22 protein-coding genes, 2 tRNA genes, 4 rRNA genes and 2 pseudogenes are annotated in these 23,746 nt (G+C 52.4%); 11 read left to right on the top strand and 19 right to left on the bottom strand.

Annotation, left to right across the window (positions count from 1 at the left end):
• Positions 1-38 precede the first annotated feature (38 nt).
• The 5 genes from O9K67_RS02580 (at position 39) to O9K67_RS02560 (ending at position 4,897) form a co-directional block, all read left to right on the top strand.
• Positions 39-260, top strand: a complete 222-nt coding sequence (locus O9K67_RS02580) for a putative periplasmic lipoprotein (RefSeq protein WP_061492950.1) — start codon at positions 39-41, stop codon at positions 258-260.
• A gap of 477 nt (positions 261-737) precedes the next feature.
• Positions 738-1,763: an amino acid ABC transporter substrate-binding protein gene (locus tag O9K67_RS02575; protein WP_061492949.1), complete on the top strand. Its 1,026-nt coding sequence runs from the start codon at positions 738-740 to the stop codon at positions 1,761-1,763.
• 72 nt (positions 1,764-1,835) lie between these two features.
• Positions 1,836-3,017 (top strand): amino acid ABC transporter permease, encoded by a 1,182-nt coding sequence (locus O9K67_RS02570; RefSeq protein WP_061492948.1) that lies wholly within the window; start codon positions 1,836-1,838, stop codon positions 3,015-3,017.
• 9 nt (positions 3,018-3,026) lie between these two features.
• Entirely contained in the window at positions 3,027-4,130 is a 1,104-nt protein-coding gene (locus tag O9K67_RS02565; RefSeq protein ID WP_061492947.1) for an amino acid ABC transporter permease, read from the top strand.
• Positions 4,131-4,138: 8 nt separating this feature from the next.
• The gene (locus O9K67_RS02560) at positions 4,139-4,897 is read left to right on the top strand and encodes an amino acid ABC transporter ATP-binding protein (protein WP_061492946.1); all 759 of its coding nucleotides are present in this window, start codon (positions 4,139-4,141) and stop codon (positions 4,895-4,897) included.
• A gap of 127 nt (positions 4,898-5,024) precedes the next feature.
• On the opposite strand, the gene rrf (O9K67_RS02555) is transcribed toward O9K67_RS02560, so the two are convergent.
• The 6 genes from rrf (O9K67_RS02555) to O9K67_RS02530 all read right to left on the bottom strand — a co-directional run bounded on the left by rrf (O9K67_RS02555) (position 5,025) and on the right by O9K67_RS02530 (position 10,278).
• Positions 5,025-5,140 (bottom strand): 5S ribosomal RNA (gene rrf / locus O9K67_RS02555).
• Between the two features lie 39 nt (positions 5,141-5,179).
• A tRNA-Thr gene (locus tag O9K67_RS02550) sits at positions 5,180-5,255 on the bottom strand.
• 14 nt (positions 5,256-5,269) lie between these two features.
• Positions 5,270-5,385, bottom strand: a 5S ribosomal RNA gene (gene rrf / locus O9K67_RS02545).
• Between the two features lie 94 nt (positions 5,386-5,479).
• Positions 5,480-8,386: ribosomal RNA gene (locus O9K67_RS02540) — 23S ribosomal RNA — on the bottom strand.
• A 191-nt stretch (positions 8,387-8,577) separates the two neighbouring features.
• Positions 8,578-8,653: transfer RNA gene (locus O9K67_RS02535), tRNA-Glu, on the bottom strand.
• Positions 8,654-8,738: 85 nt separating this feature from the next.
• Positions 8,739-10,278 (bottom strand): 16S ribosomal RNA (locus O9K67_RS02530).
• The 16S, 23S and 5S rRNA genes sit together here with 2 tRNA genes alongside, the layout of an rRNA operon.
• Positions 10,279-10,751: 473 nt before the next feature.
• Here O9K67_RS02530 and O9K67_RS02525 point away from each other — a divergent pair.
• On the top strand, positions 10,752-11,306 hold the full coding sequence (locus O9K67_RS02525) for a gamma carbonic anhydrase family protein (protein ID WP_061492945.1): 555 nt from the start codon (positions 10,752-10,754) through the stop codon (positions 11,304-11,306).
• Here the strand turns inward: O9K67_RS02525 and O9K67_RS02520 are convergent.
• The 6 genes from O9K67_RS02520 to dprA are packed head-to-tail and all read right to left on the bottom strand — an operon-like array spanning position 11,282 to position 15,074.
• Positions 11,282-11,539: a DUF1488 family protein gene (locus O9K67_RS02520; RefSeq protein ID WP_061492944.1), complete on the bottom strand. Its 258-nt coding sequence runs from the start codon at positions 11,537-11,539 to the stop codon at positions 11,282-11,284. The two genes, O9K67_RS02525 and O9K67_RS02520, sit on opposite strands and share 25 nt — an antisense overlap.
• Positions 11,536-12,354, bottom strand: a complete 819-nt coding sequence (aroE, locus tag O9K67_RS02515) for a shikimate dehydrogenase (RefSeq protein ID WP_061492943.1) — start codon at positions 12,352-12,354, stop codon at positions 11,536-11,538. The genes O9K67_RS02520 and aroE overlap by 4 nt, the downstream gene beginning before the upstream one ends.
• Before the next feature lie 4 nt (positions 12,355-12,358).
• Positions 12,359-12,931, bottom strand: coding sequence for an L-threonylcarbamoyladenylate synthase type 1 TsaC (gene tsaC, locus O9K67_RS02510; protein WP_061492942.1), 573 nt, complete (start codon positions 12,929-12,931; stop codon positions 12,359-12,361).
• Positions 12,921-13,478: a DNA topoisomerase family protein gene (locus O9K67_RS02505; RefSeq protein WP_061492941.1), complete on the bottom strand. Its 558-nt coding sequence runs from the start codon at positions 13,476-13,478 to the stop codon at positions 12,921-12,923. The genes tsaC and O9K67_RS02505 overlap by 11 nt, the downstream gene beginning before the upstream one ends.
• Positions 13,479-13,504: 26 nt before the next feature.
• On the bottom strand, positions 13,505-13,978 hold the full coding sequence (gene smg, locus O9K67_RS02500; protein WP_061492940.1) for a DUF494 family protein Smg: 474 nt from the start codon (positions 13,976-13,978) through the stop codon (positions 13,505-13,507).
• Positions 13,950-15,074, bottom strand: coding sequence for a DNA-protecting protein DprA (dprA, locus tag O9K67_RS02495; RefSeq protein WP_061492939.1), 1,125 nt, complete (start codon positions 15,072-15,074; stop codon positions 13,950-13,952). Before dprA ends, smg begins: the two co-directional genes overlap by 29 nt.
• Positions 15,075-15,202: 128 nt before the next feature.
• Here dprA and def point away from each other — a divergent pair, with 128 nt between their 5' ends.
• The 5 genes from def to mscL all read left to right on the top strand — a co-directional run bounded on the left by def (position 15,203) and on the right by mscL (position 19,970).
• On the top strand, positions 15,203-15,712 hold the full coding sequence (gene def / locus O9K67_RS02490) for a peptide deformylase (protein WP_061492938.1): 510 nt from the start codon (positions 15,203-15,205) through the stop codon (positions 15,710-15,712).
• A 20-nt stretch (positions 15,713-15,732) separates the two neighbouring features.
• A complete protein-coding gene (fmt, locus tag O9K67_RS02485; RefSeq protein WP_061492937.1) occupies positions 15,733-16,680 on the top strand; it encodes a methionyl-tRNA formyltransferase in 948 nt (315 codons plus the stop codon).
• 47 nt (positions 16,681-16,727) lie between these two features.
• Positions 16,728-18,017 carry a 16S rRNA (cytosine(967)-C(5))-methyltransferase RsmB gene (gene rsmB / locus O9K67_RS02480; RefSeq protein WP_061499734.1) on the top strand — a complete coding sequence of 430 codons (1,290 nt, stop codon included), beginning with the start codon at positions 16,728-16,730 and terminating at the stop codon, positions 18,015-18,017.
• A 22-nt stretch (positions 18,018-18,039) separates the two neighbouring features.
• Entirely contained in the window at positions 18,040-19,416 is a 1,377-nt protein-coding gene (gene trkA, locus O9K67_RS02475) for a Trk system potassium transporter TrkA (protein ID WP_061492936.1), read from the top strand.
• Between the two features lie 140 nt (positions 19,417-19,556).
• Positions 19,557-19,970: a large-conductance mechanosensitive channel protein MscL gene (gene mscL, locus O9K67_RS02470; protein WP_061492935.1), complete on the top strand. Its 414-nt coding sequence runs from the start codon at positions 19,557-19,559 to the stop codon at positions 19,968-19,970.
• Here mscL and O9K67_RS02465 read toward each other — a convergent pair.
• The 7 genes and pseudogenes from O9K67_RS02465 to rpsD all read right to left on the bottom strand — a co-directional run bounded on the left by O9K67_RS02465 (position 19,967) and on the right by rpsD (position 23,717).
• Complete coding sequence (locus tag O9K67_RS02465) at positions 19,967-20,179, bottom strand: alternative ribosome-rescue factor A (RefSeq protein ID WP_061492934.1); 213 nt, start codon at positions 20,177-20,179, stop codon at positions 19,967-19,969. The two genes, mscL and O9K67_RS02465, sit on opposite strands and share 4 nt — an antisense overlap.
• Before the next feature lie 57 nt (positions 20,180-20,236).
• Complete coding sequence (gene zntR / locus O9K67_RS02460) at positions 20,237-20,674, bottom strand: Zn(2+)-responsive transcriptional regulator (RefSeq protein ID WP_061492933.1); 438 nt, start codon at positions 20,672-20,674, stop codon at positions 20,237-20,239.
• A gap of 2 nt (positions 20,675-20,676) precedes the next feature.
• Positions 20,677-21,045 (bottom strand): DnaJ family domain-containing protein, encoded by a 369-nt coding sequence (locus tag O9K67_RS02455; RefSeq protein WP_061492932.1) that lies wholly within the window; start codon positions 21,043-21,045, stop codon positions 20,677-20,679.
• A 109-nt stretch (positions 21,046-21,154) separates the two neighbouring features.
• Positions 21,155-21,541, bottom strand: a complete 387-nt coding sequence (gene rplQ, locus O9K67_RS02450; protein ID WP_002919206.1) for a 50S ribosomal protein L17 — start codon at positions 21,539-21,541, stop codon at positions 21,155-21,157.
• A gap of 40 nt (positions 21,542-21,581) precedes the next feature.
• Positions 21,582-22,415: pseudogene (locus O9K67_RS02445) on the bottom strand (DNA-directed RNA polymerase subunit alpha); the annotation flags it as partial.
• A gap of 491 nt (positions 22,416-22,906) precedes the next feature.
• Positions 22,907-23,071 (bottom strand): annotated as a pseudogene (locus O9K67_RS02440) (DNA-directed RNA polymerase subunit alpha); the annotation flags it as partial.
• Positions 23,072-23,096: 25 nt separating this feature from the next.
• Entirely contained in the window at positions 23,097-23,717 is a 621-nt protein-coding gene (gene rpsD, locus O9K67_RS02435) for a 30S ribosomal protein S4 (protein ID WP_003031138.1), read from the bottom strand.
• Positions 23,718-23,746 lie beyond the last annotated feature (29 nt).

Raw genomic sequence — 23,746 nt, 5'->3', positions numbered from 1 at the left:
ATCGATACCGGGAATCGTGATTATTTCGAGGTAACATCATGAAAAAATTCATTTCCATTGCGTTGCTGTCTACTGTTCTGGCTGGCTGCGCTCACGATTCTCCTTGTGTACCGGTTTACGACGATCAAGGCCGTCTGGTACACACCAATACCTGTATGAAAGGGACCACCCAGGACAATTGGGAAACCGCCGGGGCAATAGCCGGTGGCGCAGCCGCACTGGCAGGCCTGACGTTGGGTATAGTGGCCTTAACCAAATGATCTCACGAAAGCGCGGCGCCCCCCGCGCTTTTGCTTTATAACAGTGCAACGATTTCCTCAGGCGTAAATTTTTGGCTTCACAAAGAAGCAATAAAAGAAAACGTCCTTTTCATCCTGCCGGTAAAATCCCCTCTTTTTTATTTCCTTTGCGCCAGGACGTGATTCATTTCACAAAGCGATGCCATTCAATATTTTGCTTATATTCACCCTGGAAGCTTGTCTGTTAATTCCAGGTAACAGATGTTCCTTTTTTGCTCCATTTTGTGGCGCAGGTTATAGTTTTGCACCAGCACAGGGCAAAAGTTTTATTTTTTACTGTCTACACTCTCAATATTGCGTGTTCAGCACCCTCAAATGTGCTGTCCGCAAAACTGGCACTACCTTTGCTTTAAAGAGTATGGCCATAGCCACAGACAGGTTTCAGGCGTTTCCCGGACGCCTTATATAACGATAAATTTTCGCCACACAGGATGCATTATGAAAAAGATGATGATCGCCAGCCTGGCCGCCGCCAGCGTGCTGTTTGCCATTGCAAACCAGGCGCACGCGGGCACAACGCTGGATGCCGTGAAAAAGAAAGGCTTTGTACAATGCGGTATCAGCGACGGTCTGCCTGGCTTCTCCTACGCGGATGCGAGCGGTAAATTCACCGGTATCGACGTGGACGTTTGCCGCGGCGTTGCCGCCGCCGTATTCGGTGACGATACAAAAGTTAAATACACCCCGCTGACCGCAAAAGAGCGTTTTACGGCGTTGCAGTCCGGCGAAGTGGATATGCTCTCACGTAACACCACCTGGACTTCCTCACGCGACGGCGGTATGGGTCTTTCCTTTACTGGCGTCACCTATTATGACGGTATCGGCTTCCTGACGCATAACAAAGCGGGTCTGAAAAGCGCCAAAGAGCTTGATGGCGCAACCGTTTGTATTCAGGCTGGCACCGACACCGAGCTGAACGTGGCGGATTATTTCAAATCCAACAATATGAAATATACGCCGGTCACGTTTGACCGCTCCGACGAATCGGCAAAAGCGCTGGAATCAGGTCGTTGCGATACGCTGGCGTCTGACCAGTCTCAGCTGTATGCATTGCGTATTAAACTGAGCAACCCTGCCGAGTGGATCGTACTGCCGGAAGTGATCTCGAAAGAGCCTTTGGGTCCGGTTGTTCGCCGCGGTGATGATGACTGGTTCTCCATCGTTCGCTGGACGCTGTTCGCCATGCTGAATGCCGAAGAAATGGGCATCAACTCGAAGAACGTCGACGAGAAAGCGGCGAACCCGGCCACGCCGGATATGGCGCACCTGCTGGGCAAAGAGGGCGACTTCGGCAAGGACCTGAAGCTGGATAATAAATGGGCTTATAACATCATCAAGAAAGTCGGTAACTACTCTGAAGTGTTCGAACGTAACGTCGGTTCTGAGAGCGCGCTGAAAATCAAACGTGGCCAGAACAATCTCTGGAACAACGGCGGCATCCAGTACGCTCCGCCGGTACGCTAATTTGTAAGTGCTGTAACGGGCGTCACCCCGCGTGACGCCCAGCCCAGAGTCATGGTTACTGAGGTTTTCCCTATGTCCCATCGCCGCCCAACCGTGAAAGGCGCTATTTCCCTTTCAAACCCTGCGGTTCGCGCCTGGCTGTTTCAAATTATTGCGATTGTGGCCGTGGTCGCTATTGCCATCTATTTGATACACAACACTGTTACTAACCTGAATAATCGCGGGATCACCTCCGGCTTTGCCTTCCTCGACCGCGCCGCCGGTTTTGGTATTGTTCAACATCTTATCGATTATGAGCAGGGCGATACCTATGGCCGTGTGTTTCTTGTTGGCCTGCTTAATACGCTGCTGGTCTCCGCATTGTGTATTGTTTTCGCGTCTTTCCTTGGCTTTTTCCTGGGCCTTGCGCGTCTTTCAGAAAACTGGTTACTGCGTAAGTTATCGACGATTTATATCGAAACTTTCCGCAACATCCCGCCGCTATTGCAGATTTTCTTTTGGTACTTTGCGGTGCTGCGTAATTTGCCAGGCCCCCGCCAGGCAGTCAGCGCAATGGATCTCGTCTTTCTGAGCAACCGTGGGTTGTATATTCCTTCCCCCCAGATGGGCGAGGGTGTACTGCCATTTATTGTCGCCATTGTGATTGCGTTGATCGCCGCTGTCGGTCTGTTCCGCTTTAATAAAGCACACCAGATTAAAACCGGGCAATTACGCAGAACATGGCCGACTGCGCTGGGGTTAATCATTGGACTGCCGCTGCTGGCACATTGGGTGTTCGGTGCTGCATTGCATTGGGAAATACCGGAGCTGCGCGGATTTAACTTCCGCGGTGGTATGGTGCTGATCCCGGAACTGGCGGCACTGACCATTGCGCTGTCGGTGTATACCTCTGCGTTTATCGCCGAGATTATTCGCTCTGGCATCCAGTCTGTCCCTCATGGGCAACACGAAGCGGCTCGCTCGCTGGGGTTGCCGAATCCGGTGACGCTGCGCCAGGTCATTATTCCGCAAGCGTTGCGTGTGATTATTCCCCCGCTGACCAGCCAGTACCTGAATATTGCGAAAAACTCCTCTCTGGCCGCTGCTATCGGCTACCCGGATATGGTGTCGCTGTTTGCCGGTACGGTACTAAACCAGACGGGGCAGGCCATTGAAACAATTGCTATCACGATGTCTGTTTACCTGCTTATCAGCCTGTCGATTTCCCTGCTGATGAACATCTATAACCGTCGCATTGCACTGATTGAGCGCTAAGGAACGAAGATGACAAAAGCTATTCTGTCTCCTGCTACGCGCCCGACACCGGCAGGCAGTAGCGGTATTGTGTTATGGGTGCGGAAAAATCTCTTTTCCAGTTGGTCTAACGCTCTGCTGACGCTTTTTTGTCTGTGGTTGATGTGGGAATTGATCCCGCCTTTGCTGGAATGGACACTATTTCAGGCAAACTGGGTGGGTTCCACCCGTGCGGATTGCACGAAAGCGGGAGCCTGTTGGGTGTTTATTCATGAGCGTTTTGGCCAGTTTATGTATGGTCTTTATCCTCACGATCAGCGCTGGCGTATTAACCTGGCGTTGCTTGTGGGTCTGCTCTCTATTGCCCCCATGTTCTGGAAAGCGTTGCCGCGCCGTGGCCGCTATATCGCCTGTTGGGCCATCGTCTATCCGATTGTGGTCTGGTGGCTGATGTTTGGCGGGTTTCTTGGGTTGGATCGTGTTGAGACCCGTCAGTGGGGCGGTTTAACCCTGACGCTGATTATTGCATCAGTGGGGATTGCCGGCGCATTACCACTCGGCATTTTGCTGGCGTTGGGTCGTCGTTCGAAGATGCCCGTTGTGCGAGTGCTGTCTGTCGTCTTTATTGAGTTTTGGCGCGGTGTTCCGCTGATCACTGTTCTGTTTATGTCCTCCGTCATGCTGCCGCTGTTTATGTCTGAAGGGACGAGTATAGATAAGCTGATTCGTGCGCTGGTCGGGGTGATCCTGTTCCAGTCGGCTTACGTGGCTGAAGTGGTCCGTGGCGGTTTGCAGGCACTGCCGAAGGGGCAATACGAAGCGGCAGAATCACTGGCGCTGGGTTACTGGAAAACGCAGGGCTTAGTGATCTTACCGCAGGCCTTGAAGCTGGTGATCCCGGGACTGGTGAATACCATTATTGCACTGTTCAAAGATACCAGTCTGGTGATCATCATCGGTCTGTTTGATCTGTTCAGTAGCGTACAGCAGGCCACAGTGGATCCCGCATGGCTTGGTATGTCGACTGAAGGTTATGTCTTTGCAGCGTTAGTTTACTGGATTTTTTGTTTTAGCATGTCGCGCTATAGCCAGCATCTGGAGAAGCGCTTTAACACCGGGCGTACACCGCACTGAGGATCCCCATGAGTAATACAATTATGCAATCTGGCGACGCGATGATTACGCTCGAGAATGTGAACAAATGGTATGGGCAATTCCACGTCCTGAGAGATATCAATCTGAATGTGAAACAGGGCGAGCGCATTGTGCTTTGCGGCCCTTCCGGCTCAGGAAAATCGACAACCATCCGATGTATTAATCATCTTGAAGAACATCAACAAGGACGGATTGTCGTAGATGGCATCGAGCTGAACGAAGATATCCGCAATATTGAGAAAATCCGTCAGGAAGTCGGTATGGTGTTCCAGCATTTCAATTTATTCCCTCATCTTACGGTACTGCAAAACTGTACGCTGGCACCTGTTTGGGTGCGTAAGATGCCGAAGAAAGAAGCTGAAGCGCTGGCAATGCACTACCTGGAACGTGTGCGTATTGCCGAGCATGCGCATAAGTTCCCGGGGCAAATTTCCGGTGGGCAGCAGCAGCGTGTGGCTATTGCCCGTTCGCTTTGCATGAAGCCGAAGATTATGTTGTTCGATGAACCTACTTCTGCACTGGATCCGGAGATGGTAAAAGAGGTACTGGATACCATGATCGGACTGGCTCAGTCAGGCATGACAATGTTGTGTGTAACGCATGAAATGGGATTTGCCCGTACTGTTGCTGACCGGGTGATCTTTATGGATCGCGGTGAAATCGTGGAGCAGGCACCACCAGAAGAATTCTTCGCGAACCCGAAATCAGAACGTACTCGTGCGTTCCTGTCGCAGGTTATCCATTAGTCAGTCAAACCGTTTTAGTGAAAGCCACCTGTGCAGGTGGCTTTTTTATTGCCTGTATATCAACGATCTGAGATCGGTACAAAACAAAAGGCCCCGTCTTTCGACGAGGCCTTTTGTTTTAATTGATGCCTGGCAGTTCCCTACTCTCGCATGGGGAGACCCCACACTACCATCGGCGCTACGGCGTTTCACTTCTGAGTTCGGCATGGGGTCAGGTGGGACCACCGCGCTAGTGCCGCCAGGCAAATTCTTTTCTAAGTGCCGAACTTTAACCGTTATAACTGGTGCTGATACCCAGAGTCGAACTGGGGACCTCACCCTTACCAAGGGTGCGCTCTACCAACTGAGCCATATCAGCACACTAAATTTGATGCCTGGCAGTTCCCTACTCTCGCATGGGGAGACCCCACACTACCATCGGCGCTACGGCGTTTCACTTCTGAGTTCGGCATGGGGTCAGGTGGGACCACCGCGCTAGTGCCGCCAGGCAAATTCTGTCATCAACACACCTTCCGGTCTGTCAATCTAATCTGTATCAGGCTGATTATTGCGTCTCTTCCGCCAAAACATCTTCGGCGTTGTAAGGTTAAGCCTCACGGTTCATTAGTACCGGTTAGCTCAACGCATCGCTGCGCTTACACACCCGGCCTATCAACGTCGTCGTCTTCAACGTTCCTTCAGGAGACTCAAAGTCTCAGGGAGAACTCATCTCGGGGCAAGTTTCGTGCTTAGATGCTTTCAGCACTTATCTCTTCCGCATTTAGCTACCGGGCAGTGCCATTGGCATGACAACCGAACACCAGTGATGCGTCCACTCCGGTCCTCTCGTACTAGGAGCAGCCCCCCTCAATTCTCCAGCGCCCACGGCAGATAGGGACCGAACTGTCTCACGACGTTCTAAACCCAGCTCGCGTACCACTTTAAATGGCGAACAGCCATACCCTTGGGACCTACTTCAGCCCCAGGATGTGATGAGCCGACATCGAGGTGCCAAACACCGCCGTCGATATGAACTCTTGGGCGGTATCAGCCTGTTATCCCCGGAGTACCTTTTATCCGTTGAGCGATGGCCCTTCCATTCAGAACCACCGGATCACTATGACCTGCTTTCGCACCTGCTCGCGCCGTCACGCTCGCAGTCAAGCCAGCTTATGCCATTGCACTAACCTCCTGATGTCCGACCAGGATTAGCTGACCTTCGTGCTCCTCCGTTACGCTTTAGGAGGAGACCGCCCCAGTCAAACTACCCACCAGACACTGTCCGCAACCCGGTTCACGGGTCCACGTTAGAACATCAAACATTAAAGGGTGGTATTTCAAGGTTGGCTCCACGCAGACTGGCGTCCACGCTTCAAAGCCTCCCACCTATCCTACACATCAAGGCTCAATGTTCAGTGTCAAGCTATAGTAAAGGTTCACGGGGTCTTTCCGTCTTGCCGCGGGTACACTGCATCTTCACAGCGAGTTCAATTTCACTGAGTCTCGGGTGGAGACAGCCTGGCCATCATTACGCCATTCGTGCAGGTCGGAACTTACCCGACAAGGAATTTCGCTACCTTAGGACCGTTATAGTTACGGCCGCCGTTTACCGGGGCTTCGATCAAGAGCTTCTCCTTACGGATAACCCCATCAATTAACCTTCCGGCACCGGGCAGGCGTCACACCGTATACGTCCACTTTCGTGTTTGCACAGTGCTGTGTTTTTAATAAACAGTTGCAGCCAGCTGGTATCTTCGACTGATTTCAGCTCCACGGGTAAACCGCTTCACCTACGTATCAGCGTGCCTTCTCCCGAAGTTACGGCACCATTTTGCCTAGTTCCTTCACCCGAGTTCTCTCAAGCGCCTTGGTATTCTCTACCTGACCACCTGTGTCGGTTTGGGGTACGATTTCGTGTTACCTGATGCTTAGAGGCTTTTCCTGGAAGCAGGGCATTTGTCACTTCAGCACCGTAGTGCCTCGTCATCACGCCTCAGTGTTAAAGTGAACCGGATTTACCTGGAACACACACCTGCACGCTTAAACCGGGACAACCGTCGCCCGGATGACATAGCCTTCTCCGTCCCCCCTTCGCAGTAACACCAAGTACAGGAATATTAACCTGTTTCCCATCGACTACGCCTTTCGGCCTCGCCTTAGGGGTCGACTCACCCTGCCCCGATTAACGTTGGACAGGAACCCTTGGTCTTCCGGCGAGCGGGCTTTTCACCCGCTTTATCGTTACTTATGTCAGCATTCGCACTTCTGATACCTCCAGCATGCCTCACAGCACACCTTCGCAGGCTTACAGAACGCTCCCCTACCCAACAACACATTCGTGTCGCTGCCGCAGCTTCGGTGCATGGTTTAGCCCCGTTACATCTTCCGCGCAGGCCGACTCGACCAGTGAGCTATTACGCTTTCTTTAAATGATGGCTGCTTCTAAGCCAACATCCTGGCTGTCTGGGCCTTCCCACATCGTTTCCCACTTAACCATGACTTTGGGACCTTAGCTGGCGGTCTGGGTTGTTTCCCTCTTCACGACGGACGTTAGCACCCGCCGTGTGTCTCCCGTGATAACATTCTCCGGTATTCGCAGTTTGCATCGGGTTGGTAAGCCGGGATGGCCCCCTAGCCGAAACAGTGCTCTACCCCCGGAGATGAATTCACGAGGCGCTACCTAAATAGCTTTCGGGGAGAACCAGCTATCTCCCGGTTTGATTGGCCTTTCACCCCCAGCCACAAGTCATCCGCTAATTTTTCAACATTAGTCGGTTCGGTCCTCCAGTTAGTGTTACCCAACCTTCAACCTGCCCATGGCTAGATCACCGGGTTTCGGGTCTATACCCTGCAACTTAACGCCCAGTTAAGACTCGGTTTCCCTTCGGCTCCCCTATTCGGTTAACCTTGCTACAGAATATAAGTCGCTGACCCATTATACAAAAGGTACGCAGTCACACCCCAGAGGGTGCTCCCACTGCTTGTACGTACACGGTTTCAGGTTCTTTTTCACTCCCCTCGCCGGGGTTCTTTTCGCCTTTCCCTCACGGTACTGGTTCACTATCGGTCAGTCAGGAGTATTTAGCCTTGGAGGATGGTCCCCCCATATTCAGACAGGATACCACGTGTCCCGCCCTACTCATCGAGCTCACAACCTGTGCGTTTTTGTGTACGGGGCTGTCACCCTGTATCGCGCGACTTTCCAGACGCTTCCACTAACACACAAGCTGATTCTGGCTCTGGGCTCCTCCCCGTTCGCTCGCCGCTACTGGGGGAATCTCGGTTGATTTCTTTTCCTCGGGGTACTTAGATGTTTCAGTTCCCCCGGTTCGCCTCATTAACCTATGGATTCAGTTAATGATAGTGTGACGAGTCACACTGGGTTTCCCCATTCGGACATCGCCGGTTATAACGGTTCATATCACCTTACCGGCGCTTTTCGCAGATTAGCACGTCCTTCATCGCCTCTGACTGCCAGGGCATCCACCGTGTACGCTTGGTCGCTTAACCTCACAACCCGAAGATGTTTCGTGAAACATCCTCAGTTGCGAAAATTTGAGAGACTCGCAGAACAGTTCACACTGTTCTGTGTTTCAATTTTCAGCTTGATCCAGATTTTTAAAGAGCAAATATCTCAAACATGACTCGTGAGTCAGTTTTGAGATACGGTGGCCGGTGACTTTCACTCACAAACCAGCAAGTGGCGTCCCCTAGGGGATTCGAACCCCTGTTACCGCCGTGAAAGGGCGGTGTCCTGGGCCTCTAGACGAAGGGGACACTGAAGTCTCAATCGCAAGACGCCTTGCTTCTTTCTTTTCATCAGACAATCTGTGTGAGCACTGCAAAGGCAGGTTCTTTAAGGTAAGGAGGTGATCCAACCGCAGGTTCCCCTACGGTTACCTTGTTACGACTTCACCCCAGTCATGAATCACAAAGTGGTAAGCGCCCTCCCGAAGGTTAAGCTACCTACTTCTTTTGCAACCCACTCCCATGGTGTGACGGGCGGTGTGTACAAGGCCCGGGAACGTATTCACCGTGGCATTCTGATCCACGATTACTAGCGATTCCGACTTCATGGAGTCGAGTTGCAGACTCCAATCCGGACTACGACGCACTTTATGAGGTCCGCTTGCTCTCGCGAGGTCGCTTCTCTTTGTATGCGCCATTGTAGCACGTGTGTAGCCCTGGTCGTAAGGGCCATGATGACTTGACGTCATCCCCACCTTCCTCCAGTTTATCACTGGCAGTCTCCTTTGAGTTCCCGGCCGGACCGCTGGCAACAAAGGATAAGGGTTGCGCTCGTTGCGGGACTTAACCCAACATTTCACAACACGAGCTGACGACAGCCATGCAGCACCTGTCTCACAGTTCCCGAAGGCACCAAGGCATCTCTGCCAAGTTCTGTGGATGTCAAGACCAGGTAAGGTTCTTCGCGTTGCATCGAATTAAACCACATGCTCCACCGCTTGTGCGGGCCCCCGTCAATTCATTTGAGTTTTAACCTTGCGGCCGTACTCCCCAGGCGGTCGATTTAACGCGTTAGCTCCGGAAGCCACGCCTCAAGGGCACAACCTCCAAATCGACATCGTTTACAGCGTGGACTACCAGGGTATCTAATCCTGTTTGCTCCCCACGCTTTCGCACCTGAGCGTCAGTCTTCGTCCAGGAGGCCGCCTTCGCCACCGGTATTCCTCCAGATCTCTACGCATTTCACCGCTACACCTGGAATTCTACCTCCCTCTACGAGACTCCAGCCTGCCAGTTTCGAATGCAGTTCCCAGGTTGAGCCCGGGGATTTCACATCCGACTTGACAGACCGCCTGCGTGCGCTTTACGCCCAGTAATTCCGATTAACGCTTGCACCCTCCGTATTACCGCGGCTGCTGGCACGGAGTTAGCCGGTGCTTCTTCTGCGGGTAACGTCAATTGCTGCGGTTATTAACCACAACACCTTCCTCCCCGCTGAAAGTACTTTACAACCCGAAGGCCTTCTTCATACACGCGGCATGGCTGCATCAGGCTTGCGCCCATTGTGCAATATTCCCCACTGCTGCCTCCCGTAGGAGTCTGGACCGTGTCTCAGTTCCAGTGTGGCTGGTCATCCTCTCAGACCAGCTAGGGATCGTCGCCTAGGTGAGCCGTTACCCCACCTACTAGCTAATCCCATCTGGGCACATCTGATGGCAAGAGGCCCGAAGGTCCCCCTCTTTGGTCTTGCGACGTTATGCGGTATTAGCTACCGTTTCCAGTAGTTATCCCCCTCCATCAGGCAGTTTCCCAGACATTACTCACCCGTCCGCCACTCGTCACCCGAGAGCAAGCTCTCTGTGCTACCGTTCGACTTGCATGTGTTAGGCCTGCCGCCAGCGTTCAATCTGAGCCATGATCAAACTCTTCAATTTAAAAGTTTGATGCTCATCGAATTAAACTTCGTAATGAATTACGTGTTCACTCGTGAGACTTGGTATTCATTTAGCGTCCGTGGACGTCAAGAATCCATGTCACTTTGAGTGCCCACACAGATTGTCTGATAAATTGTTAAAGAGCAGTTGTGACGCGCTCTGGAGCGCTGTCACGAGGTGGCGTATATTACGCTTTCCTCTTTCAGAGTCAACCCTGAATTTCAGGATTTTTCTCTCTCGTTGTTTCGACTATCTCGTGAAGTGATTCACGTTGTCGTGTCAACGGAGGCGCATTATAGGGATCCCAATTTTAAGCACAAGTCTTTTTGCGATCTTTTTTTCTAAGTGCTGTTTTTTCATTCTTTCCGCTGCGATCCCGTACGATGTGTTCAAATAATGATATGTAAATGGCTTGCAGAAGATCTTTCTTCCGATCACAGTCATTATCTGGGTCAGTATTTGATGAGGTAATTATGTCTGCTGCTTTACGTCCATATAAAGATCTTTTCCCTCGCATTGGTCAACGAGTCATGGTCGATGCTACGAGTGTGGTCATTGGCGATGTCCGGATTGCTGATGATGTTGGGATCTGGCCGTTAGTCGTGATCCGGGGTGATGTGAATTATGTAGAGATAGGTGCGCGCAGCAATATTCAAGATGGCAGCGTTCTGCACGTCACACATAAATCATCATCTAATCCTGAAGGCGACCCGCTGATCATTGGTGAAGATGTTACTGTGGGACATAAAGTGATGTTACACGGTTGCACTATTGGTAATCGGGTTCTGGTCGGTATGGGATCGATTTTACTTGATGGTGCCATAATAGAAGATGACGTAATGATCGGGGCTGGCAGCCTGGTTCCCCAAAATAAGCGCCTGGAGAGTGGCTATCTTTATCTGGGAAGCCCGGTAAAACAAATCCGCCCCCTGAAGGAAGCGGAAATAGAAGGGCTGAAATACTCCGCAAATAACTATGTGAAGTGGAAAGACGAATACATTGATCAGGACAGCCAGACAACGCCCTGATCATCTTCTTCTTGCTGCCGAATACGTTGCTCAGCCTCCTCTTCTAAATCCCAGCGATATTCACGAAACAGCGCCAGATGCTCTTCTGGCGCTGCACTACCAAAACGTCGTGCCAGTACTTCACCTTTGATTGCACAGCTGAGTCGCATACCATTGACCAGCGCGGGGAAAAAGACCGCCTGCGCTGAGACATTCCACTCTTCGCGATCAGGAAACTGGATGGCCTGATTCATTTCGCCAGTTCCAGCTTCAGGGAGTTAATGACAGGTTCAACGTCAGGCAGTACACCATGCCACAACAGCACGGCATGGGCCGCTTGTCCCACCAGCATGCCCAGACCATCGGCACAATTCTTTGCGCCCAGCTTTTCGCACCAGGCAAGGAATGGCGTATTCCCCTTCTGATAAAACATGTCGTAGCAATATGTCTGAGGGTGAATGATGGCTTCCGGCAATGCGGGAATGTCTCCACCAATCCCGCTGGAAGTGGCATTGATAATAAGATCAAATGCATGGTCAGCCAGGTCATCCATGGCTACCGCATCAACACTCCCCGTATGGGCGAAGAGTCGAGCCAGCTCTTCTGCACGAGCCCCTGTGCGATTAGTAATGGTTACCGCGCAGTCCAATGAGAGCAAGGGAAGCAATACACCCCGCGCGGCGCCACCCGCACCGATCAGAAGAATGCGAAACCCCGGGCGGATAAATGCCAGACGTTCGAGATCGCTCAGCAGGCCAATTCCATCCGTGTTGTCTCCGAGTAAGCGGCCATCTTCTAGTCGCTTTAGTGTATTGACCGCCCCAGCAAGCGCAGCACGTTCGGTCAGTTCATCAGCGCGGGCAAAAGCTTCTTCTTTGAAAGGCACTGTAATATTGGCCCCTTTTCCGCCTCCGGCAAAAAAGGACTCCAGTGTATTCACAAAATCATTCACCGGCGCAAGCACACGACCATATTGATGATCAATACACAGTTGCGTAGCAAACTGCTGATGAATAAAAGGCGATTTGCTATGCGCGATGGGATTACCAAAAACTGCATAGGATTCCATATGATTACCCCTGACGGAAAAGTTCGCCGGTTAGAGCATCCCGGATTTCAGAAGGATTCTGTCGTCCTCCTGTTGGCGCATCAATGACCGGAAAATCCACGCCGAACTGCTCAGCCACTTCTTTTGCAGTTCTGCAAGGTGGTAAGCCAGACAAGTTAGCGCTGGTCGATACCAGCGGCTTGCCGTACGCCTCACACAGCGCAATGACATCCGGATGATTGGTAACGCGCACAGCCAACGAGTCGAAACGGCCTGTCAACCAACGAGGCGTCGTAGGCTTCGCCGGGAAGACAAAAGTCACCGGGCCGGGCCAACTGGCAAAAATCGTCTGACGCTGCGCATCGGTCAACATGCTGTCATCAATATAGGGTTTCAGTTGTTCAAAGCTTGCGGCAATCAGGATCAATCCTTTTTCAACCGCGCGTTGCTTCAGTTCAAGCAGGCGATGAACCGCGATTTCGCTGTCCGGGTCACAACCGACGCCGAAAACAGCTTCTGTTGGATATGCGATGACGTGTTCTTTATTCAAAACCTCTACCGCCGCAGCGATTGGGTCTGTTGGCAGGTTATTCTTCACGAGTTTGTTCCGCCGTTACCGGCTGTCCACATTGTTTACTGGCGCAAAAGCATTTCACACCCTGCGCGGTTTTCTTTTCTATAAGTAGCGGGTAGCGGCACACAGGGCATTCGCCCGCCACTGGCTTGAAATTAATGACGAACTGGCAATCAGGATAGCGATCGCAGGAGTAGAAGGTCTTACCATATCGGGAGCGGCGCTGCACCAGATGCCCATTCTGACACTGAGGGCAGGTTATTGCCGTCTCGTCGGGTTTATCAATCAGCTCGGTATGTTCACACTCAGGATACTGGCTACAACCAATAAACATACCAAAACGCCCTTGACGCAGCACCATGGTGGCACCGCATTCAGGGCAAACATGCCCTTCCAGAACTTTAACGATATGTCCGTCCGCCTGGCTCTTCAGGGGGCGTACATAATCGCATTCCGGATAATGTGAGCATCCGAGAAACGGACCGTGTTTCCCGGAGCGAATAACAAGTTCAGCCCCGCATTGTGGGCAGGGCTCATTGTTACGCACCGAAAACAGTGCTGATTTGGCCATAACGACTCTTGAAGCTGCAAAAATGATTAGTGCAGCATACCTTCATTCACTTCAAAGAGTAATTCTTCCATTTGCTGGTATGCGTTCTCACATCCTGGAATATTGAAGAGCACCATCAGAATGACCCATTTCAGATCTTCCAGTTCGAACTCTGCCGTATCCAGCGCCAGCACACGTTCAATCACCATTTCTCGCGTTTCGAGGTTTAGCACCTGAATCTGCTCGAGGAATAATAAAAACCCCCGGCAACTGGCATCCAGCCTTTCGCACTCGTCCGCAGTATAAATACGCACAGAGAGCGGATCAGAAGCAAGCTGCATCGGTTCGACAAGGCCTTCCTGATAATCAGCCAGCTTTTCCAGCCAGAGAAGTGCATTGTAGATGTCTTCACGATCAAATCCGGCGTCGGTAAGATCCCGTTCCAGTTTGTCTTGATCCACACGCATTTCAACTTCGTTATGGATGTAAGTCTCAAACAAGTACATTAGTACGTCGAACATGGCTTGCCCTCCTCAATCGGACATAGCCGCCGGGTACAGCTGCGATCCATCCTGCTAACTCCAGTTCAAGCAATTGTGATGCAGTAACTGGCACAGGTTGGCCGGCACGTTCAGCGACGACGTCAACAGGTGTTACCTCATCTCCTACGTTAGCCAGGAGCTCAGGAAATGGCAATGCCGCGCTTTCTTGATCTGATGAATAAATTGTTTTTTCGCGTGATTCAGGTAGCCAATTGAGATCATTTTGCAAATTTTCGAGGATCTCTTCTGCCGATGTCACCGGTGTTGCTCCCTGCTTAATTAGCCAGTGGGGCCCTTCGCTGCCAGGGCTACCAATTGGCCCTGGCAGAGCAAACACTTCACGGCCTTGTTCAAGCGCAGCACGGGCAGTGACCAGGGAACCGCTGCGCACGGCAGCTTCGACGACGAGTACACCCAGGCTAAGCCCGCTAATAATCCTGTTGCGGCGAGGAAAATGCCCAGGCAAAGGCGGCGCCTGCAAAGGGAATTCTGACACAAGGGCTCCACCTCGCTCGATCAATTGTGCAGCCAGAGATGCATGCCGGCGCGGATGAATATGATGTAAACCATTCCCCAAAACAGCAATACTCTTGCCGTTCGCATCTAAAGCAGCACGATGAGCAACACTATCGATCCCTAATGCCAGCCCGCTGGTGATCGTTAACCCACTGGCTGCAAGCATCCCACAAAAGGTTCGCCCCCAACGTTCGCCATACCACGAGTGCGCCCGACTTCCGACGACCGCCAGTTGTTTTGTTTTTAGTACCGAAATCGTCCCCTTCACAAAGATCGCGCCAGGGTAATCATCCGTCGCGCGAAGTGACATGGGGTATGCCTCGTCACTGGCAAGAATTAAATGATGATCCGGTGCAGCAAGCCAGGAAAGGGTTCGCTCAATTTCACTCTGCGTGAGTGAAAAAAATCGTCGGGTCTGTGCTGCGGTCAAACCAATGTGTTGGAGCGCATCAGGTGTATATTCTTGATTCTGTGACAGCCATTGCTCCGTATTTAGCCATCGGTCGCCACACAAATCGCCAACCTGCATTAAACGCAGCCAAATCTCCGTGGGTGTCATCCTTCCTCCCTGCCACAAGCCGCCCCGCCAATCCTTGCGATTGGTCACTGATGCTGTCAATCGGAAGGGGATTTGTCTAGAATAGAGGTAATATTCTCACCAACTCCTGAACACGACTCTGGATATTTATGGCAGTTTTGCATGTGTTACATATTCCGGACGAGCGTCTTCGCAAAGTCGCTACGCCGGTAAAAGAAGTGAATGCGGACATCAAGCGTATCGTCGATGATATGTTTGAAACGATGTACGCAGAAGAAGGCATTGGCCTGGCTGCAACCCAGGTAGATATTCATCAGCGCATTATCGTTATCGATGTGTCAGAAAACCGCGATGAGCAACTGGTGCTGATTAACCCGGAACTGCTGGAAAAAAGCGGTGAAACAGGTATCGAAGAAGGCTGCCTGTCAATTCCGGAACAGCGCGCGCTTGTTCCGCGTGCTGAGAAAGTAAAAATCCGCGCGCTCGATCGTGATGGAAAAACATTTGAGCTGGAGGCTGACGGCTTACTGGCGATCTGTATCCAGCATGAAATGGATCATCTGGTGGGCAAATTGTTTATCGATTATCTGTCGCCGATGAAACGCCAACGTATTCGTCAGAAAGTTGAAAAACTGGATCGCATGAACGCCCGTGCGTAATACGGGCTGAAGGGATAAACGTGTCAGAATCGTTACGTATTATTTTCGCCGGCACCCCGGACTTTGCAGCGCGTCATCTTGACGCGCTGCTGTCTTCTGAACATCAGATAGTCGGCGTGTTCACCCAACCCGACCGCCCTGCTGGCCGTGGAAAAAAACTGATGCCCAGCCCGGTTAAGGTATTGGCAGAAGAAAAAGGTCTGCCCGTGTTTCAGCCAGTATCGTTACGTGCTCAGGAAAACCAGCAACTGATCGCCAACCTTAACGCTGATATGATGGTGGTGGTGGCCTATGGATTGATTCTCCCCAAATCCGTACTGGAAATGCCGCGTCTTGGCTGTATCAATGTTCATGGCTCATTGCTTCCACGCTGGCGCGGTGCCGCACCTATTCAGCGCTCATTATGGGCCGGCGATGCGGAAACTGGCGTTACCATCATGCAGATGGACGTTGGTCTTGATACCGGAGACATGTTGTACAAACTTTCCTGTCCTGTCACTGCCGAAGATACCAGTGCTACGCTGTACGATAAACTGGCTCAGCTCGGCCCTCAGGGGTTACTCGATACGTTGCAGCAGTTAGCGCAGGGACGTGCCGAGCCGCAAGTGCAGGATGAAGCGCTGGTCACCTATGCAGAAAAACTGAGCAAAGAAGAAGCGCGTATCGATTGGTCCTTGAGCGCGGCTCAATTGGAGCGATGCATTCGCGCTTTTAATCCGTGGCCGATGAGCTGGTTCGTGATTGACGAGCAGCCGATCAAAGTATGGAAAGCGTCAGTGATTCCGTCATCCACAACTGCGGTTCCTGGCACGATTCTCGAGACGTCGAAAGCCGGCATCCAAGTTGCAACGGCTGATGGCATATTGAACCTGGAATCGCTGCAGCCCGCAGGTAAAAAAGCCATGAGTGCGCAAGATCTTCTAAATTCGCGGCGGGAGTGGTTTGTTCCCGGCAATCTTCTGGCCTGATATTGATTTTGAGCCCGGTTCTGCCGGGCGTTTTTATTTTTATCCTTATGAAAAAACAATTCAATTTGCGCAGTATGGCCGCACAGGCCATCGAACAGGTAGTGGAACAAGGGCAATCGCTCAGCAATATTCTGCCGCCGTTACAACAAAAAGTATCCGATAAAGATAAAGCACTGCTGCAGGAACTGTGCTTTGGTGCGTTACGCGTATTACCACAGCTCGATTGGCTTATTAATAAGCTCATGTCGCGCCCGATGACCGGCAAACAACGCACGGTACATTACCTTATCATGGTTGGATTTTACCAACTGATGCATACCCGTATTCCTGCCCATGCTGCACTGGCAGAAACGGTTGAAGGCGCAGTGGCCATCAAACGGCCACAACTTAAGGGATTGATTAACGGCGTGTTACGCCAGTTTCAACGCCAACAAGAAGAGCTGCTGGCTGAGTTCGCCAAGAGCGAAAACAAGTACCTGTTCCCGACCTGGCTGCTAAAACGACTGCAAAAGGCATATCCACAGCAGTGGCAACATATTGTGGAGTCCAGCAATCAGCGTCCCCCCATGTGGCTGCGAGTAAATCGCCAGCACCATACACGCGATAGCTGGCTGGCGCTGCTGGAAGAAACAGGTCTGCACGGCTTCTCTCATCCTGACTATCCGGACGCCATACGCCTGGAAACTGCGGCGCCCGTTACTGCCTTGCCGGGGTTCGCAGAAGGATGGGTGACCGTACAAGATGCATCTGCGCAAGGGTGTATCCCGCTCCTTGCTCCTGAAAACGGCGAACGGATCCTCGATCTCTGCGCTGCACCAGGCGGTAAAACCACGCATATTCTTGAAGCTGCGCCGGATGCTGACGTACTTGCTGTGGATATTGATGAACAACGCTTGTCACGCGTTTATGACAACCTGAAACGGTTGGGTATGAAAGCGCAGGTGAAACAAGGTGACGGGCGCTTCCCGACCCAGTGGTGCGAAGATGAACAATTTGATCGCATTCTTCTGGATGCGCCATGCTCGGCAACCGGTGTTATTCGCCGCCATCCGGACATTAAGTGGCTGCGTCGTGAGCGCGATATCCCGGAACTTGTACAGCTTCAGTCCGAAATTCTGGATGCTATCTGGCCGCATCTGAAAACAGGCGGTACGCTGGTATACGCGACCTGCTCAATTCTGCCGGAAGAAAATAGTCTGCAGGTTGCCGCATTCTTAACCCGGACGCCGAATGCGAAGCTTATCCAGACAGGTTCGCTTGAGCAGCCCGGGCAGCAAAATCTGCCTGGCGCGGAAGAAGGCGATGGCTTCTTTTACGCTAAGATAATCAAACAGTGATGAGAGCAGCGGGTCACAACAGATGAAAATAATTATTCTGGGTGCGGGGCAAGTCGGCGGTACGCTGGCTGAAAACCTGGTCGGTGAGAATAACGATATTACCGTTGTCGATACCAATGGCGATCGCCTGCGCAGCCTGCAGGACAAATTCGATTTGCGTGTTGTACAAGGGCATGGTTCACATCCACGCGTGCTGCGCGAGGCAGGTGCCGATGATGCGGATATGTTGGTGGCGGTTACCAGCTCAGACGAAACTAATATGGTTGCCTGCCAGGTTGCCTACTCGCTGTTTAATACACCAAATCGCATCGCCCGAATCCGTTCGCCGGATTATGTTCGCGATGCGGATAAACTCTTCCATTCCGAGGCCGTGCCAATCGATCATCTGATTGCGCCCGAGCAACTTGTCATCGACAGTATTTATCGCCTGATAGAATATCCGGGCGCGCTGCAAGTGGTGAATTTTGCCGAAGGAAAAGTGAGCCTGGCCGTAGTTAAAGCCTATTATGGCGGTCCACTTGTCGGTAACGCACTGTCGACGATGCGCGAGCACATGCCACATATTGATACCCGTGTTGCCGCGATATTCCGCCACGATCGCCCTATTCGTCCCCAGGGGTCAACGATAGTGGAAGCAGGCGATGAAGTATTTTTTATTGCCGCATCACAGCATATACGCGCCGTAATGAGCGAATTACAACGCCTGGAAAAACCCTATAAACGCATTATGTTAGTTGGCGGCGGAAATATTGGCGCCGGTCTTGCGCATCGACTGGAAAAAGATTATAGCGTGAAGTTGATCGAACGCGATCAGCAGCGTGCTTCGGAACTGGCGGAGAAACTGCAAAATACCATTGTATTTTATGGTGACGCTTCAGATCAGGAATTACTGGCGGAAGAGCACATCGATCAAGTAGATCTCTTTATTGCCGTTACCAACGACGATGAAGCGAATATTATGTCCGCGATGCTTGCCAAACGCATGGGGGCAAAAAAAGTGATGGTGCTGATCCAGCGCCGCGCCTATGTCGATCTGGTACAGGGCAGTGTTATCGATATTGCAATCTCTCCTCAACAAGCGACTATTTCCGCGCTGCTTAGTCACGTACGCAAAGCAGATATTGTCGGTGTTTCTTCACTTCGTCGCGGTGTCGCTGAGGCAATTGAGGCGGTTGCCCACGGAGACGAAACCACTTCACGCGTTGTGGGTCGTGTGATTGACGATATCAAACTGCCGCCGGGCACAATTATTGGGGCTGTCGTGCGAGGCAATGATGTCATGATCGCCAATGATAATTTACGTATTGAACAAGGCGACCATGTAATCATGTTTTTAACCGATAAAAAATATATTACTGACGTTGAGCGTTTGTTCCAGCCTAGCCCATTTTTCCTGTAATCATCCGGGCGCCGCTTAAGGCGCCTTTTTTTAATCCCTTTCTTTATCAGGGTTAAGAAATCCGGCGAGTTATTTCCACAAATGGAATTTGATCGGTATTTTGTTAGACTTACCGTGACAGCCTGCACATGGAGAGAGATATGAGCATTTTAAAAGAGTTCCGTGAATTCGCGATGCGCGGAAATGTTGTGGATTTAGCCGTCGGTGTGATCATCGGTGCAGCTTTCGGCAAAATAGTGTCGTCTTTGGTCGCTGACATCATCATGCCGCCGTTGGGATTATTAATTGGCGGGATCGATTTTAAATCGTTCGCACTGACATTGCGTGATGCGCAAGGCGATGTTCCCGCAGTCGTCATGCATTACGGTGTGTTTATCCAGAACATATTTGACTTTATTATTGTCGCCTTTGCTATTTTCATTGCGATTAAGCTGATCAATAAGCTGAAACGCAAGCAAGAAGAAGAGCCAAAGGCACCACCTGCACCGAGCAAAGAAGAGGTGCTGTTGAGCGAAATCCGCGATTTGCTGAAAGAGCAGAATAACCGGAGTTAAGCTGCAATAAGAAGGGCAGTGGTAAAGAAGCGATTCGCTTGTTTGCCACTGCCCTCCTGAAAACCTCGTTTTGAATGTTTGTTTTTACGCAGATAGCTTCCTTTCCCTTTCTTATTCTTCTCGACCCGTTGTCGGAACAGTGGGTCATGCAAGAGTGCCTCAATGGCGTTATCGTTGATCTGCCCCTTCGTATGCTGATAGCGACTCATAACTACTCCAGATTGTGTGTTTAAACGCGCGGAGTGTAGATCCCTCTGCGTAAAAGATCAACAGACAGGTGAACCGGTACCCGTACCTGCACTCGCTCCTTGTTCAAGCGCCTCAAGAATAGAACAATAAACACTGCTGTGCGCCGTACCACAGCAGGCATCATTTAGCTTCTGTAGCGATCGACGCATGGCTTGCAGCTCATCAATTCGTGCTTCGACTTCGCTTAAACGGGACTGCACAATGCTTTTCGACTCCTGGCAAGTATGATGCTCGGGGTCAATACGGATAGATAACAATTCGCGAATGGACTCCAAAGTGAAACCCAACTGTCTGGCGTGACGAATAAATTTAAGGCGTTGCAGATCTTTATCCGTATAAAGACGAAAACCGCCTTCCGTACGCACTTCGTGATCCATCATCTCCTGTTTCTCGTAATAACGGATTGTATCTGGCGTAACGTCAGCCAGCTTTGCAATTTCACCGATGCGGTACATGGCTACTCCTCATTAATTTTATTCAGTAATTTCGTCGCGTACTCGCCACGCAGAAAGTCAGTGCTTAATCCAGCTTGCCGCAGTTTCAGCTCAATTAACGCTAGACGACGCTGCAGTTCATGGTGCTGTGGATGATCAGGCTGCACAGTATGGAGGAGGTCAGCTAACGCGACAGCTTCTTTGCGATACTCCAGCTCAGGAGGAATACAGCCTGCATTTTTCAGCAAGCGATATGCTGCACGCAACTCAGACGGAATATGTGAGTCGTCGTCCAGCGTAAGAGGCTCACCGTTACCCGGCAGATTATCAAACTCACCTTTTTGTTGGGCATCGATAATATGTCGTTCTGCCCACTGATCAAGCAACCACATTATTGGTCTCCAGAGGGATGAACAAAAAAGATACGTATATTGTAGGAAAGAGGTGGGGCAGAGGATATAAAAAAACCCGCCGAAGCGGGTCTTTTTACGTTACCACAGATTACTCTGCAGCAGCTTCTGCTTTCGGCTCGGCGCGATCAACCAGCTCGATGTAAGCCATCGGAGCATTGTCACCAGCACGGAAGCCACACTTCAGAATACGAGTGTAGCCACCTGCACGGCTCGCGAAACGCGGGCCCAGCTCGTTAAACAGTTTTGCCACGATCTCGTTATCACGAGTACGGGCGAATGCCAGACGACGATTAGCAACGCTATCAGTCTTGGCAAGAGTAATCAGCGGCTCAACTACGCGACGCAGCTCTTTGGCTTTCGGCAGAGTCGTCTTGATGATCTCATGACGAACCAAAGAACCTGCCATGTTACGGAACATGGCCTGGCGATGGCTGCTGTTGCGGTTCAGTTGACGACCACTCTTACGATGGCGCATGACCTTATCCTTCTCAGTAAAACCTTAACCTGTGATCCGGTTACTCGTCAGCAATGCTTGCCGGTGGCCAGTTTTCCAGGCGCATACCCAGAGACAGACCACGTGAAGCCAGCACGTCTTTAATCTCGGTAAGAGATTTTTTACCCAGGTTCGGCGTTTTCAGCAACTCAACCTCGGTACGCTGTACCAGATCACCGATATAGTGGATAGCTTCTGCCTTGAGGCAGTTAGCAGAGCGGACAGTCAATTCCAGATCGTCAACAGGGCGCAGCAGGATCGGATCGAATTCTGGTTTCTCTTCTTTGACTTCCGGCTGACGTACATCACGTAAGTCAACGAAAGCTTCCAGTTGTTCTGCCAGGATGGTTGCCGCACGACGAATCGCCTCTTCAGGATCGATTGTGCCATTGGTTTCCATTTCGATGACCAGCTTGTCCAGGTCGGTACGCTGTTCAACACGTGCTGCTTCAACATTGTAGGCAATACGCTCTACAGGGCTGTAGCACGCGTCAACCAGCAGGCGGCCGATCGGGCGCTCATCTTCTTCCGAATGAATTCGGGCAGACGCCGGCACATAACCACGACCGCGCTGAACTTTGATACGCATGCTAATGGATGCGTTTTCATCGGTCAGGTGGCAGATCACATGCTGCGGCTTGACGATTTCGACATCACCGTCGTGGGTGATATCGGCTGCGGTCACAGGGCCAATGCCAGATTTATTCAGAGTGAGAATAACATCATCTTTCCCCTGAACTCTCACCGCCAGCCCTTTCAGGTTGAGCAGGATTTCAAGGATATCTTCCTGAACGCCTTCTTTGGTGCTGTACTCATGAAGTACACCATCAATCTCAACCTCTGTCACCCCCCCCCCCCCCCCCCCCCCCCCCCCCCCCCCCCCCCCCCCCCCCCCCCCCCCCCCCCCCCCCCCCCCCCCCCCCCCCCCCCCCCCCCCCCCCCCCCCCCCCCCCCCCCCCCCCCCCCCCCCCCCCCCCCCCCCCCCCCCCCCCCCCCCCCCCCCCCCCCCCCCCCCCCCCCCCCCCCCCCCCCCCCCCCCCCCCCCCCCCCCCCCCCCCCCCCCCCCCCCCCCCCCCCCCCCCCCCCCCCCCCCCCCCCCCCCCCCCCCCCCCCCCCCCCCCCCCCCCCCCCCCCCCCCCCCCCCCCCCCCCCCCCCCCCCCCCCCCCCCCCCCCCCCCCCCCCCCCCCCCCCCCCCCCCCCCCCCCCCCCCCCCCCCCCCCCCCCCCCCCCCCCCCCCCCCCCCCCCCCCCCCCCCCCCCCCCCCCCCCCCCCCCCCCCCCCCCCCCCCCCCCCCCCCCCCCCCCCCCCCCCCCCCCCCCCCCCCCCCCCCCCCCCCCCCCCCCCCCCGCGCAACCCGGCATCGATGAGAGCAGAATACGGCGCAGTGCGTTACCCAGAGTATGGCCAAAGCCACGCTCTAAAGGCTCAAGGGTCACCTTGGCGTGCGTCGAACTCACTTGCTCGATATCTACCAGGCGCGGTTTTAGAAACTCTGTCACAGAACCCTGCATTGTGTCCTCTCTTTGGTACTAAGCTTTACTTGGAGTAAAGCTCGACGATCAGGTGTTCGTTAATGTCCGCAGACAGATCAGAACGCTCCGGCTTACGCTTGAACGTACCTTCCATCTTGCCAGCATCAACTTCCAGCCAGGTTGGCTTTTCACGCTGCTCAGCCAGCTCCAGAGCGGCTTTCACGCGAGATTGCTTTTTCGCTTTCTCACGAATGCTAACCACGTCATTCGGACTAACCTGGTAAGAAGCGATGTTAACAACACGACCGTTTACCATGATTGCTTTATGGCTAACCAACTGACGTGCTTCTGCACGAGTGGCGCCGAAGCCCATACGGTATACAACGTTGTCCAGACGACCTTCCAGCAGACCCAACAGGTTTTCACCGGTGTTGCCTTTCAGACGTGCTGCTTCTTTATAGTAGTTACGGAACTGACGCTCCAGCACACCGTAGATACGGCGAACTTTTTGCTTTTCACGCAACTGCACACCATAGTCAGACAGACGCGGTTTACGCGCACCGTGCTGGCCAGGAGCTTGTTCAATTTTACACTTGGTATCGATCGCGCGAACGCCAGACTTAAGGAACAGGTCTGTGCCCTCACGACGGCTCAGCTTGAGCTTAGGACCCAAATATCTTGCCATTTTCTTTCTCCAACAATCCTAGAAAACGA

This window comes from Kosakonia oryzendophytica (genome assembly GCF_027886705.1).
Lineage (GTDB): Bacteria > Pseudomonadota > Gammaproteobacteria > Enterobacterales > Enterobacteriaceae > Kosakonia > Kosakonia oryzendophytica.
Note: the sequence above shows the minus strand (reverse complement) of the source record. Positions and strands in the feature narration are given on the sequence as shown.

What these genes read in the sequence shown, in the direction of transcription:
- O9K67_RS02580 (WP_061492950.1), top strand. Translation starts at nt 39, where the DNA reads ATGAAAAAATTCATTTCCATTGCGTTGCTGTCTACTGTTCTGGCTGGC.
- O9K67_RS02575 (WP_061492949.1), top strand. Translation starts at nt 738, where the DNA reads ATGAAAAAGATGATGATCGCCAGCCTGGCCGCCGCCAGCGTGCTGTTT.
- O9K67_RS02570 (WP_061492948.1), top strand. Translation starts at nt 1,836, where the DNA reads ATGTCCCATCGCCGCCCAACCGTGAAAGGCGCTATTTCCCTTTCAAAC.
- O9K67_RS02565 (WP_061492947.1), top strand. Translation starts at nt 3,027, where the DNA reads ATGACAAAAGCTATTCTGTCTCCTGCTACGCGCCCGACACCGGCAGGC.
- O9K67_RS02560 (WP_061492946.1), top strand. Translation starts at nt 4,139, where the DNA reads ATGAGTAATACAATTATGCAATCTGGCGACGCGATGATTACGCTCGAG.
- O9K67_RS02525 (WP_061492945.1), top strand. Translation starts at nt 10,752, where the DNA reads ATGTCTGCTGCTTTACGTCCATATAAAGATCTTTTCCCTCGCATTGGT.
- O9K67_RS02520 (WP_061492944.1), bottom strand. Translation starts at nt 11,539, where the DNA reads ATGAATCAGGCCATCCAGTTTCCTGATCGCGAAGAGTGGAATGTCTCA.
- aroE (WP_061492943.1), bottom strand. Translation starts at nt 12,354, where the DNA reads ATGGAATCCTATGCAGTTTTTGGTAATCCCATCGCGCATAGCAAATCG.
- O9K67_RS02505 (WP_061492941.1), bottom strand. Translation starts at nt 13,478, where the DNA reads ATGGCCAAATCAGCACTGTTTTCGGTGCGTAACAATGAGCCCTGCCCA.
- smg (WP_061492940.1), bottom strand. Translation starts at nt 13,978, where the DNA reads ATGTTCGACGTACTAATGTACTTGTTTGAGACTTACATCCATAACGAA.
- dprA (WP_061492939.1), bottom strand. Translation starts at nt 15,074, where the DNA reads ATGACACCCACGGAGATTTGGCTGCGTTTAATGCAGGTTGGCGATTTG.
- def (WP_061492938.1), top strand. Translation starts at nt 15,203, where the DNA reads ATGGCAGTTTTGCATGTGTTACATATTCCGGACGAGCGTCTTCGCAAA.
- rsmB (WP_061499734.1), top strand. Translation starts at nt 16,728, where the DNA reads ATGAAAAAACAATTCAATTTGCGCAGTATGGCCGCACAGGCCATCGAA.
- trkA (WP_061492936.1), top strand. Translation starts at nt 18,040, where the DNA reads ATGAAAATAATTATTCTGGGTGCGGGGCAAGTCGGCGGTACGCTGGCT.
- mscL (WP_061492935.1), top strand. Translation starts at nt 19,557, where the DNA reads ATGAGCATTTTAAAAGAGTTCCGTGAATTCGCGATGCGCGGAAATGTT.
- O9K67_RS02465 (WP_061492934.1), bottom strand. Translation starts at nt 20,179, where the DNA reads ATGAGTCGCTATCAGCATACGAAGGGGCAGATCAACGATAACGCCATT.
- zntR (WP_061492933.1), bottom strand. Translation starts at nt 20,674, where the DNA reads ATGTACCGCATCGGTGAAATTGCAAAGCTGGCTGACGTTACGCCAGAT.
- O9K67_RS02455 (WP_061492932.1), bottom strand. Translation starts at nt 21,045, where the DNA reads ATGTGGTTGCTTGATCAGTGGGCAGAACGACATATTATCGATGCCCAA.
- rplQ (WP_002919206.1), bottom strand. Translation starts at nt 21,541, where the DNA reads ATGCGCCATCGTAAGAGTGGTCGTCAACTGAACCGCAACAGCAGCCAT.
- rpsD (WP_003031138.1), bottom strand. Translation starts at nt 23,717, where the DNA reads ATGGCAAGATATTTGGGTCCTAAGCTCAAGCTGAGCCGTCGTGAGGGC.